The organism is Pseudovibrio sp. Ad13, assembly GCF_001623225.1.
GTDB lineage: Bacteria > Pseudomonadota > Alphaproteobacteria > Rhizobiales > Stappiaceae > Pseudovibrio.
Genome location: NZ_LMCC01000017.1, coordinates 276,719 through 289,043, shown reverse-complemented (window position 1 = coordinate 289,043; position 12,325 = coordinate 276,719). Strand labels below are relative to the sequence as shown.

Annotated in this window: 8 protein-coding genes; 5 read left to right on the top strand and 3 right to left on the bottom strand. The window is 50.6% G+C overall.

Translation table 11 applies throughout. From position 1 onward, the window contains the following. The first annotated feature begins 158 nt into the window (after positions 1-158). Positions 159-926 carry an aldolase/citrate lyase family protein gene (locus tag PsAD13_RS20960; RefSeq protein ID WP_063319360.1) on the top strand — a complete coding sequence of 256 codons (768 nt, stop codon included), beginning with the start codon at positions 159-161 and terminating at the stop codon, positions 924-926. A 66-nt stretch (positions 927-992) separates the two neighbouring features. On the opposite strand, the gene rpe is transcribed toward PsAD13_RS20960, so the two are convergent. From rpe to PsAD13_RS20945, 3 genes are all read right to left on the bottom strand, one after another. Continuing rightward, positions 993-1,661, bottom strand: a complete 669-nt coding sequence (gene rpe, locus PsAD13_RS20955) for a ribulose-phosphate 3-epimerase (RefSeq protein WP_063319359.1) — start codon at positions 1,659-1,661, stop codon at positions 993-995. Between the two features lie 98 nt (positions 1,662-1,759). Beyond that, complete coding sequence (locus PsAD13_RS20950; RefSeq protein ID WP_063319358.1) at positions 1,760-2,749, bottom strand: hypothetical protein; 990 nt, start codon at positions 2,747-2,749, stop codon at positions 1,760-1,762. A 130-nt stretch (positions 2,750-2,879) separates the two neighbouring features. Continuing rightward, positions 2,880-3,365 carry an Lrp/AsnC family transcriptional regulator gene (locus PsAD13_RS20945; protein WP_063298021.1) on the bottom strand — a complete coding sequence of 162 codons (486 nt, stop codon included), beginning with the start codon at positions 3,363-3,365 and terminating at the stop codon, positions 2,880-2,882. A gap of 155 nt (positions 3,366-3,520) precedes the next feature. Between PsAD13_RS20945 and PsAD13_RS20940 the strand changes: the two genes are divergently transcribed. The 4 genes from PsAD13_RS20940 to PsAD13_RS20925 all read left to right on the top strand — a co-directional run bounded on the left by PsAD13_RS20940 (position 3,521) and on the right by PsAD13_RS20925 (position 12,089). Then, positions 3,521-7,006 carry an indolepyruvate ferredoxin oxidoreductase family protein gene (locus PsAD13_RS20940; RefSeq protein WP_063319357.1) on the top strand — a complete coding sequence of 1,162 codons (3,486 nt, stop codon included), beginning with the start codon at positions 3,521-3,523 and terminating at the stop codon, positions 7,004-7,006. Between the two features lie 253 nt (positions 7,007-7,259). Then, on the top strand, positions 7,260-7,829 hold the full coding sequence (locus tag PsAD13_RS20935; protein ID WP_063319356.1) for a TetR/AcrR family transcriptional regulator: 570 nt from the start codon (positions 7,260-7,262) through the stop codon (positions 7,827-7,829). A gap of 6 nt (positions 7,830-7,835) precedes the next feature. Then, entirely contained in the window at positions 7,836-8,927 is a 1,092-nt protein-coding gene (locus tag PsAD13_RS20930; protein ID WP_063292752.1) for an efflux RND transporter periplasmic adaptor subunit, read from the top strand. A gap of 24 nt (positions 8,928-8,951) precedes the next feature. Continuing rightward, complete coding sequence (locus tag PsAD13_RS20925; protein WP_063319355.1) at positions 8,952-12,089, top strand: efflux RND transporter permease subunit; 3,138 nt, start codon at positions 8,952-8,954, stop codon at positions 12,087-12,089. The last annotated feature ends 236 nt before the right edge of the window (positions 12,090-12,325 follow it).

Sequence of the window (12,325 nt, the reverse complement as noted above, 5' to 3'; positions counted from 1 at the left end):
CTTAAGCAGGCTCACCAAGAGAGCCCTTAAACTAGAGAATTTGCCGTCTTCCCTTGATTATTTTCAGGGAGACGGCTTTTTTGTTTGAATGATAGTTTTGTTTTAGAGCTGGTGCTGCGTGGTTGATGGTGCCTGTGCTTAATCAGATGAGGCATTGAATGACTGAGAATAAGTGTCTGGCAGAGAAGTTGAGAGCAGGGCAAACCATTGTGAGCGCGTGGGCAAGCCTGCCTTCTCCAATATTTTCTGATCTGTTTTTAAGAGGCGGCTACAAAGCAATCACACTGGATTTACAGCATGGTTTGCTAACCACTGCTGAAGCGCGTGATTCTATCAAAGAGATCATCAATGGTGGCGGGCATGCTGTTGCACGAATCTGTGTCGACGACTTTAAAAAAGCCAGCTGGTTGTTGGATGTGGGCGCTGAAGTGATTATCGCGCCTATGATCAACTCAGTGGACGACGCGAAGAAGCTGGTGGAATTCTGCAAGTACCCGCCGCTGGGTGCGCGTAGCTATGGTGCTGTTGGTGCAACCATGGCAACTGGTGTTTCTATGGATGATTATTTTTCTTCGGCTGATGAGAAAACGCTTGCCATTGCCATGATTGAGACGCCAGAGGCCTATGAGGCGCTTGAAGACATTCTGGCTGTTGATGGCTTGGATGGCATTTTTGTCGGGCCTGCTGACCTGTCATTGACTGTTTCTGGCGGACAATGCGTGGAACCTGTTTCTGACGGTTCTCTGGAGATGCAGAAAGACATTGCAGAGAAAACCCGTGTGGCTGGGAAGATTGCAGGGATCTATTGTGTTTCCAAGGGGCATCTTCAGCACTCAAAGGCTGCTGGTTATCAGTTTATGACGTTTGGGACGGATTCGACTTTGTTTATCAATGCTGCTGCGGAAGCTGCGAGTTCATTGGATTAAAGTCACTACGTCTGCAAAAAAAAAGGCCGCCTTAGGGGCGGCCTTTTGCATTTCAGGATCAAAAAATCAGACCTGAGTAGCAGCGCGGATTGCTGCGATGTTTTCGCGATAACTCTCAACTGTGCCGCCTTTGAAGACTGCTGAGCCTGCGACCAGTGTGTCAGCGCCAGCCTTGGTGACCAATGGGGCTGTCTCAGGGGTGACCCCGCCATCAATCTGGATGCGGATTGGGCGATCGCCGATCATGCTTTTGATGCGGGCAACCTTCTCGATTTGAGAGTGGATAAATTTCTGCCCACCGAAGCCAGGGTTTACGGTCATGACAAGGATCAGGTCGACGCTGTCCAGAACATACTCAAGGCAGCTTTCGTGTGTGCCAGGGTTTAGAGAAACGCCTGCCTTTTTACCCAGATTGCGGATTGCCTGCAAAGAGCGGTGCAGGTGGGTGGTCGCTTCTGCGTGAACTGTGATGTAGTCCGAGCCAGCTTTTGCGAAGGCTTCAAGGTACGGATCACATGGTTCGATCATAAGGTGCGCGTCGAAGACTTTATCGGTGTGAGGGCGGAGTTTTGCAATGATGTCCGGGCCGAAGGTGATGTTTGGAACGAAGTGGCCGTCCATGACATCCAGATGGATCCAGTCGGCTCCAGCTTCAACTACATCACGAACTTCTTGCCCTAGCTTAGAAAAGTCTGACGCAAGAACGGAAGGGGCGATAACGAGCGGCTGTGCCATAGCAGGGATTCTCCTAGATGTGCCCAATTTGCTGTGCGGCTAACATGGACACACATGAGAAGCAAGTGGTGCGAACAGCGCAGCTTACCGCACAGCGCTCAAGGGATTGTTGCTTCTGCTTCACGGATGTGTATCGCAGCAGGCTTAAGGATCCATGGAAGCAGGTAGATCGGGAACTGGGCAAATGCAAAGAACAGCCATGCGAGCTCTGGAATTGTGCCTCCCAATGCAGCAACCATCAGGCCTAGATTGCGGCTTCCGGTGCCGTAGGCGGCGATGAAGGCAGTTTGCTGTCCTGCCGGATAAAAGATCAGGAAGGTTACGAGCAACTGAAGTGCTGCAATTGCAAAGACACCCACAAACAAGACGGTGGCTTTGAAAGGTGCGGTTATTGCAAAACCAGTCACACCATCCATCGCTGCAACGGCAAAGATAAAGAGCACGATACAGTTTAGGCCGTTGATGTGGTCTGTCGCTTCATTGATCCGTTTTGCACCAATTAGATAATAAAGCAGTCTTCCCAACCCTGCAGAGCCGATAAGGAACATGGCCAGATTGGTCGCCAGAGACAGCGGAGAGACCTGAAGGGTTTCTGGTAGCAACAGGTAGGCGAACAAAGCCGTACTGAAAGGGGCGACGATCAACGATAAGGTTGAAATGGTGAGGGCAAGGGCTCCGTTGAGACCAAACATCCAGATAAAGATTGGCGTGGACATAACGGGCGGTGCAGCAGACACCATGAACAAGGCCGTCAATACTCCCAAGTCGATCTGATCCAACCCGATAATCAGGCAGGTCACTGTTGCGAGTAGGGGGAGAATGAGCATTTGCCAGAGCATTGCCGCAAACGCTGGCAGTGGGCGTCTGAGCTGATTGGCAATGGCTGCGTTGTCTACCCGAATAAAGCTCAGGGTTAGCAGAATAAAGATTGCGGGCGTCAGAAGGATACGCAGGGCTTCAGCAATTCCGGGTAGGAAAAGGCCAAGGAAGATTGAGATAGCGACTGCATTGGTACCGTTTCGCCCCAAAGAACGCAGGAGTGAGTTGATCAGCTTGAGGCCGCTTATAACGAATGTGGGGGAAGGCAATGTTTAGTCCACGCGAAAACTTAAGTGCAAGAGATCGCGCGACTAAACCATATCAGTCGAGTTTGAGCAAACATTTCAGTGTTTCAGCGACCACGCGTAAACTAACTGCGATTAGGCTGGTACAGAAACGTTAACTGACAAACTCTTTAAGAGGTAACGCAACTGTTTCCTTAATTGTCGAAACTACAATGCGTGACTGAACATCTGAAACAAGAGCATTGTCCAGAAGTTTCAAACGAAGGAAATCGTCATAAGACTTTATATCTGTGGCGACCACTTTGATGAGGTAATCCACTGCGCCGGTGATGCGTTCGCATGTAACAACTTCGGGCCATACCCCAATTAGCCTGTCGAATGTTTCCATGTTCTCGCGGCTGGGTACAGTGAGCTTAACAAATGCATATGCGAGAAAGCCAAGACCGACGGCTTCGCGATCAACCAGCGCTGCCGTCTGTTTGATAACGCCAGACTCCTTGAGTTTCTTAATTCGCCTCCAGCAAGGAGTTTGGCTCATACCGGCTTCTTTGGCGATATCTGCGATGGATTGGGATGCATCTTTTTGCAGAATCCGCAGAACTCGGATGTCGGATGGGTCCAATAAGGAATTTTCGCTCATGTGCCCTCTTAGGAATAATTTTTCGACTGAGTACGTATTTGTCGGTAGGATAGCACAGAAAGCACGCAAAAAAAGGATCACTATGGGCTAGGACGAAAGAATTGGTTTTGGCGGGGGGGACCGTCCACAGCCATGATGGGAGAGGAGCTCATTGAATGAACGTAAGTGTGCCACCGATCAGCTTACATGACAAATACACAGCTGAAACAGGCAATGTTTACCTAAACGGTATTCAGGCACTGGTACGACTGGCGTTGGATCGCGGTCGATTAGATCGTGCTAAGGGGTTGAAAACAGGCGGTTTTATCTCAGGATACCGCGGGTCTCCAATTGCTGGTTACGATACGGAGCTTCAAAGATCACGTCAATATCTCGACCCGCTGGATATTCAGTTTCAGCCGGGAGTGAATGAGGAACTGGGCGCCACAGCGGTGTGGGGATCTCAAAAAGTCAGACAGCACGGTAAGGGCTCAGCCTTTGATGGCGTCTACGGTATCTGGTACGGGAAGGCGCCAGGTGTTGATAGAGCAGGTGATGTGCTGCATCAGGCAAGTGCTTCTGGAACCGACCCAAATGGCGGAGTTGTGGCACTTGCGGGCGATGACCATCTGGCAAAATCTTCCATTTTGCCTGCTCAAAGCGAGTTTTTTTTCCAGCACGCAGAAATTCCGGTTCTCAACCCGGCTGACATTCAGGAAGTTCTGGATTTCGGCTTACATGGGTTTGAGATGTCCCGTTACACCGGTCTGTGGAGTGCATTGATTTGCCTTGCAGATACGATGGATGCATCTGGTGTTGTTTCTGTTGATCCAAGGCGTATGTCATTCTCACGCCCTGCTGCGTTTGATCCGCGCAAGAATGCTGAGTTGAACCGAGTGCTTTTGCTTGGTAACCGGCTGGAGACAGAACGTCTATTGCGTGACATCCGCATGCCTGCGGTATTGGCGTATGCAAAGGCGAATCGTCTCGACCATGTTGCCTATGGTGCGCAAAAGCCGCGTATCGGCATGGTTGCGACAGGCAAAGCGTTCCGTGATTTGTGTCAGGCTCTTCGTCTGATGGGGATCACAGATCAGCGGGCCAAGGAGATCGGGTTGGCGGTTTATAAGGTTGGAATGCCTTATCCGCTTGAGCCAACAGCATTTTCTAGCTTTGCGCGCGGTGTCGAAAAGATTCTGATTGTGGAGCACAAGCGTGCGTTCATCGAGCCACAAATCAAAGAAATTGCTTATAACTGGCCGAGTGATCAGCAGCCGAAGATTCTGGGTAAGAAAGATGCGCAAGGAGAGCCTCTGCTCTCTGATGTTCTGGAGCTTTCCATTGATGAAATGATCCGTGTGATCATGAATTTCCTGCCTCAGGAATACGTAAATGACGAGATGCGTTCTGTTGCTGATTCCATGATGCGTCAGCAGATGTGGGCTCAGGGAAATGGCGAACTTGCAGCGCGTTCCCCTTACTTCTGTTCTGGTTGCCCGCACAACACATCGACTGTGGTGCCTGAAGGGTCACGCTCGATGCCGGGTATCGGCTGTCATGCCATGACCGAGATTAATGGCCGGACCACTGATGGCCAGATTGCCATGGGCGGTGAAGGCTCTCTCTGGGTGGGACAGGCGAACTTTGCGCGTGATGAGCATGTGTTTGCCAATATGGGAGATGGAACCTATTTCCACTCCGGTATTCTGTCGATCCGTCAAGCAGTTGCTGCGCGTGTGCCGATCACCTTCAAGCTCCTTTACAACGATGCTGTCGCTATGACAGGTGGTCAGGAGATCGATGGGTCTCTTACCGTGCCACAGCTCCTCAACCAGCTTCATGCTGAGGGGGTTGAGAAGGTTGTTCTGCTTAGCGAGAACCCAGAGGACTACTCTGGCCGTCAGGATCTTGCCGTTACCGAGCCTGTGCATCACCGTGATGATTTGATGAAGGTACAGAACGAACTCAAAGAGTTCAAAGGTGTTTCTGCAATCGTATTTGATCAGACCTGTGCTGCCGAGAAGCGCCGCCGCCGGAAGAGAGGGTTGTACCCTGATCCGGATCTGCGTTTGTTCATCAACGACCGTGTCTGTGAAGGGTGTGGTGATTGTTCTGTGCAGTCCAACTGTCTTTCTGTTGAGCCAGTTGAGACGGTGTTTGGTGAAAAGCGCCGTATCAATCAGTCTTCCTGTAACAAGGACTTCTCTTGTGTGAAGGGGTTCTGCCCATCCTTTGTTTATGTAAAGGGTTCGAAGCTGCGTCAGGCAAAGCCTGCTGATTTCGCGCTTGATGAGTTTGTGAAGCAGCTGCCAGACGTTCAACTGCCATCACTGGAGAACACTCACAACCTGTTGGTCGCCGGTATCGGTGGTATGGGTGTTACGACCATTTCCGCGATTATCGCAATGGCGGCACATATTGACGGGATCAAAGCGTCTACGCTCGATATGACTGGTCTGGCTCAGAAGGGGGGACCTGTGACCTCTCATGTGCGCTTTGCTGCGGCGAGTGACACAATTGAAGGGCCACGTGTACCGCCTGCACAGCTGGATGTGCTGATTGCAAGTGATATGCTGGTTGCAAGTAAAGCTGAGCAGCTTTCTCTTTATCACAAGAGCAGAACGCATGGCTTTGTGAATACAAACGTCACGCCGACCTCTGAGTTTGTGATGAAGCAGCAGCTTTCTTTTGATGAGCATAAGATGAAGCGGACGCTGGAGCAGGGGACGCTTGATCTGAGAGCTCATGATCTGGCGAACATTGCTGAGAAGCTGTTGGGTGATGCGATTTACACCAACATGATGCTCATCGGATTGTCTTATCAGGCTGGTACTCTGCCGATCTCAGCACAAGCCATTGAGAATGCGATCTCATTGAATGGCGCAGCGGTTGAGAAGAACATCAATGCATTCCATGCAGGGCGTGTTCTTTACTCCAATCCTGATGCAATTTTTGCAGCTCTTCCACGTCAGGAAGCTGTGAAGGTGATGACGCTGGATGAGAAGATCGCCTTCTTCGCGAAAGAGCTTACCACTTACCAGAATATGCCCTACGCCAATAAGTATCTCGACAAGATCTCCGAGATCAGGGCGCGGGATGAAGAGTTTGGTCCGGGCTCTCTTGAGGTGACGCACACTGCAGTTGAGATGCTTTACAAGGTGATGGCTTATAAAGACGAGTACGAAGTTGCGCGCCTTTATAGTGAGCCAGAGTTCCGCAAGAATCTTGAGGCTCAGTTTGCAGACCCAGGTGAGTTGCAGTTGATGTTGGCTCCTCCATTCCTGCCCGGTAAGCCGGATCCAAAGACGGGTCGTCCGCAAAAACGGGCCTTTGGTCCCTGGATCTTCAAGGCTTTTGAGATGCTTGTACCTCTTCGTGGTTTGCGTGGCACTGCACTCGACCCGTTCGGATATGCGCGGGAGCGTAAAGAAGAGCGGGCTTTGGTGAAGCAGTACCGGGATGATCTTTCATTGGTTGGCGGAAAACTCGGTACAGCGAACTATGGATTGCTTCGCGAGTTTCTCAACTTGCCTGATTCTATTCGCGGGTATGGTCCTATCAAGGACGAGAACTTGAAGCTTGCACAACTCAGACGTGAGGAGCTGCTTGGCAGACTTGAGGAAGACCCGACAACGGTCACTTTTAAAGAAGCTGCTGAATAAGCCTTCGTTATTGGCGGAAAACAAAGGATGCCGGCCCTGATTAGGGTCGGCATTTTGTGTTTCAAATCACAGTTACGTGATTTCATTCTTGATATGCGTTCTCCTACGGGCAGCTATCTCAATTTTCTCAAAATTCGAACTTGTCTTTTTTTAGGTCTTCCTCTAAAACCGACCAGACGGTACAAAAACCGACTGGACGGTACAGAAACCGACCAGACGGTACAGGCTCCGGTTAGAGGAGAGGGATACCAGCGTGGAAACAACAGCTGAACATATTCTGGATGCAGTCGAGCGTCTGGTTTGCACTGAAGGAACTCGTAAGCTGACCATTGATGCCGTGGCGGCTGAGGCCGGCATGTCCAAAGGCGGGGTGCTTTACAATTTCCGAAGCAAGCATGAGCTGTTGCTGGGTGTGATCCGCAGAGTTGTTTCTGAGGTTCGTGAACGGACTTACACGCTGAGCGACAAGTTGACAGAGCAGGGAGTGGCCTGTCCCATTTTGCGGGCCAGCTTCCAGATCTACAAAGAATACAGAGAGAAGACCGCTCCGAAAGCGTTGTTTGCTCTTGCTGCTCAAGAACCTGAGTTGATTGCTGAATTTCAGGAGATGAGTGCTGAATTTGGAAGAGCAATCAACTGTGAGGTTAGTGACCCGGTTACGGGGCATATGTGTTTGCTCATAATAGACGGGCTTTATTATCGCCAAGCGCTGGGTATTGAACAAAACAGCACTGGTGAAATTGATGAACTTATTGATCGCGTGTTGGAAATCACCTCCCAGAATGACCGGTACGCCGAACTGAACGCTGAAGCTGGAAACTAAGGTAAAATGCAGAAAATAAGCGGAAAAAGTAGAATAGGACGCCTGAGTGCTCCTGTTTTTGTTGGGGCACTTGCTCTGCTGCTTGCAAGTTGTCAGGAGCAGGAAGTTGTTGAAGCACCGAAAACGGTTGCTCCTCGTCCTGCTCGTGTCATGGTCGTTTCTGAGATTGATGATCTCTTTACGCGTAACTTCACTGGTCGTGTCGATGCGGTTCAGACCGTCGATCTGGCGTTTCGTGTGTCTGGTCAGCTTGTTGAAATGCCAATCATTGAAGGGCAGCGTATTGCAAAAGGCGATCTGATTGCGGCGCTTGATCCAACTGACTACGAAAACACTGTTCGTGAAGCTCAGGTCAATTTTGAACAAAAGAAGAAAGATCTGAAGCGCTTTGAAACGCTGAAAGACAAGCAGGTTATTTCTGAAGGTCAGTACGACAATGCAAAGACTGCATTTGATCTTGCTGAAGTAACCCTTGATAAAGCCAAGCAAAACCTTGGTTATACGAAGATTGTTGCGCCTTACGATGCAATCGTGACCTCTCGTTCGCTTGATAATTATGCGATCATCAGTGCTGGTACCAGCATTGCCCGGTTGCAGGATGTGAGTGAAGTTCGCATCGATATCAACGTGCCTGAAACTCTGTTTGCTCAGGCGACTGAATCTTCTGTTCTAAAGATGACTGCTGAGTTCCCTTCCCATCCGGGTAAGGTATTCCCATTGGAATATCGTGAGCACAGCACAGAAGCAGATAAGGTTGCTCAGACCTATCGTGTGACTTTGGCTATGAATAACGATGATGGTTACAACATCATTCCTGGCATGACTGCGAGCGTAAAAGTTAAGCTCAATGGTCTTGATAAGTCTCAGACCACCGCCTTCTTCGTGCCGACATCTGCAGTTGGCTCTTCTCCTGACAAGAGCCCGTATGTGTGGGTTGTTGATGAAAGCGAAAAGCGTGTTGGTCGTCGTAAAGTTTTGCTTGGAACTGTGCTTGGCAGCTTCATTCCGGTGCTTTCCGGCTTGAAAGACGGCGAGATGATCGTAACGGCTGGTGTGAGCCACCTGAGCGAAAATCAGCTGATCGTGCCTAAGCTGTAAGAGTAGCGTCTAGGAGTTATTGATATGGATATTGCACGCTACTCGATCGAGAAGCCGGTCAATGTCTGGATGGTTGTTCTGATTGCTCTGCTTGGGGGCATTTGGGCTCTGGGCGGCATTGGACGACTGGAAGATCCGGCATTTACCATTAAAGAAGCGCAGGTGATCACCTCCTATCCGGGTGCCAGCGCTGCGGAAGTTGAAGAAGAAGTTACTGAACGGCTGGAAAGTGCCATTCAGCAGATGCCTCAGCTGAAAGAAGTTCGCAGTACCTCTGAACCGGGTCTCTCCCGTATTCAGGTGGAAATGAAAGACACCTATGATGGCACTGAGCTGCCTCAGGTGTGGGATGAGCTGCGTCGCAAAGTGAACGACGAAGTGCCAAACCTGCCAAATGGTGTCCGTACTCCGATTGTTTATGACAGCTTCGGTGATGTGTTCGGCATGTACTATGCTCTGACGGCTGATGGATACTCCAACCGGGATATCCGTAAGACCGTGAAAGAGCTGCGTCGTGAGCTGCTGACTGTCGATAATGTTGCTAAGGTTTCTATTCTTGGTGAGCCTGAGGACGAGATCATCATTGCGATGGATCAGGACCGTCTGGCACAGCTGGGAATTACCATTGCGGACGTACAGAATGTGCTGAATGCGGAAAACGCTATTCAGGCGAACGGTACGACTGTTTCCGGTGATCTGCGCATTCGTATCTCGACAGTTTCTGCCTTTGACAGCTACCGTAGTATTCAGGATCTCGTGATCGGTAATCCGGGTTCTACAGCGATGGTTCGTTTGTCTGATGTGGCGACGCTTTCTGTGCAAGAGCCTGAAAATCCGAAGGTTTTGGTTCGTCATAACGGCCAGCGCGCGGTTACCCTTGGTGTTGCTGCTGTTGAAGACACAAACGTTGTGGCCGTTGGGCAAAACGTTGAAGCGCATCTGAATGACTTGCGTGCGAACCTGCCTATTGGCATGGAAGTCATCCCTATCTACGAACAGCACAAAGTGGTTGATCAGGCCGTTGGTTCCTTTGTTTGGAACCTTGTGATGTCTGTTTCCATCGTGATTGTGGTGCTCGGCATCTTCATGGGCTGGCGTGCTGCTGTGGTGGTTGGCTCGGTGCTGTTGCTGACCGTTCTTTCTACGATCTTGCTGATGAAGCTGGGCAGTATTGAGCTTGAGCGTATTTCGCTTGGTGCGCTTGTTATCGCCATGGGTATGTTGGTGGACAATGCGATTGTTGTTGCCGAAGGGATGATGATCAACATGCAACGCGGTATGCGGCCTATCAAAGCTGCGTCGACCGTTGTTGAGCAGACCAAATGGCCACTTCTGGGTGCAACCGTTATCGGCATTATGGCGTTCTCTGGTATTGGTCTTTCCAGTGACAGTACTGGTGAGTTCATGTTCTCGCTGTTCGCTGTGGTTGGCATCTCCCTGCTGATGTCCTGGTTGTTTGCGATCCTTGTTACGCCGTTGTTTGGTAAGTACTTCTTCAAGATGACTGCCATCTCCGGTGATGAGCATGATCCTTACCGCGGCTTCATGTACACCATGTTCCGTAAGATCCTAGTGCTGACGCTGAAACTGCGTTGGTTGTCTTTGGCAGCTTTGATCGGCGTGACTGTGGTTTGCTTCTGGTCCTTCCAGTTTGTTGCAAACTCCTTCTTCCCGAACTCTGCGACGCCGCTGTTCTACGTGAACTACTGGTTGCCGCATGGTACTGACATTCATGCGACTGCGCGTGATATGGAGAAGCTGGAAAACGAGATCTTGTCTTTGCCAGGTGTTGTTTCGACCAACTCCTTCATCGGGCAGGGTGCGACCCGCTTTATGCTGACTTACTCAGCTCAAGACGGTAGCTCCAACTATGGTCAGGTGATTGTTCGGACTGAAAACACTGATATCATTAATGATCTTGCACTGAAGATCCGTGCATTCGGTGTTGCTGAGTTGCCTCAGGGACAGGTGTATACCGAGCGTCTGGTGTTCGGTCCGCCATCTGGTGCTGATGTTCAGGCTCGTATCACTGGTCCTGATGCTGATATTCTGCGTGCTATCTCTGAAGAGATGATCCAGATCTTCAAGGATCCTCAGTATCGCTTGAGTGATGTTCGTACCGATTGGCGTGAACGTGAGCTGGTGATGCATCCGAAGTTTGATGAGCAGCGGGCTCGTATTGCTGGCATCACGAGACAGGACCTTTCTACTGCGGTTCAGTTTACCTCTGATGGTATCCGTGCAGGCGACTATCGTGATCTGGATGAAGACATTCCGATCATCGTGAAACGTAAGCGCGGCGAAGGTGAGACTGCGTCCGAAGCCCTTATAAACACACTGGTTTGGAGCTCTCAGCAGCGCAAGTATGTGCCGATTGATCAGGTGACTTCCGGCATCTCTACTGAAGCTGAAGATACTTTGATCCGTCGTCGGGATCGTGTGAAGACGTTGAGTGTGCTTGGGGCGAGTGCTCCGGATGAGTTGGCGTCGGTTGCTCATGCTCGAATTCGGGGTGCGATTGAGAGTGTTCCGCTTCCTGATGGGTATTCCATGGAGTGGGGTGGTGAGTACGAGAACTCTCAGGATGCGAATGCGTCGCTGGGCAGTAAGGTGCCTGTTACCTTCCTCGTGATGATTGTTATCTCCATCCTGTTGTTCTCTAAGGTGCGAGAACCACTCATCATCTGGCTGATCGTACCGATGTCTATCAACGGTGTTGTGATTGGTTTGCTTGGGACAGGTATGCCGCTCGACTTCATGGCGATCCTTGGTGTGTTGTCGCTGTCAGGTATGTTGATCAAGAATGCGATCGTGCTTCTGGAAGAGATCGACCTGCAGTTGGAGCATGGTGGAGACCGGTTTGAAGCTGTTGTCAGCGCAAGTGTTTCTCGTTTGCGTCCGGTGTCTATGGCAGCGATCACAACGATCCTTGGTATGGCTCCGCTGATTGTTGATCCGATGTTCGCGAGTATGTCTGTGACCATTATGGGTGGTCTGACGTTTGCGACGCTGCTGACATTGCTGGCTGTTCCGCTGCTGTTCATCATCTTCTACCGCATCCATCCAGGTGAGGGTGCAGGGAAAGGTAAGGCAGAGAAGTCTTTGAAAGAGCTAAAAGAAAAACCTTCGGTTGATCAGAAGGCTGAGCCGGAACCGGCTTAAGAAAAAGGCCTTCCCGGTTACCTAAAACCGGGAAGGCCCATGAGATAAGCAAGGGACGGCGTATATTTACCGCACACTCCGTCCTTTGCTCCCCCGCGTCGCCTCTGCCCCCAACACCAGAGGCGGCGCATCTTTTTTGCCTTTACGGCACTCCCCACAACAACTTGATCAGGCACTTTGCGCGAATTTGCGTTGTTTTGCGCAATTTAACGTTTTTGTACGTTGGTTCGCGTTGC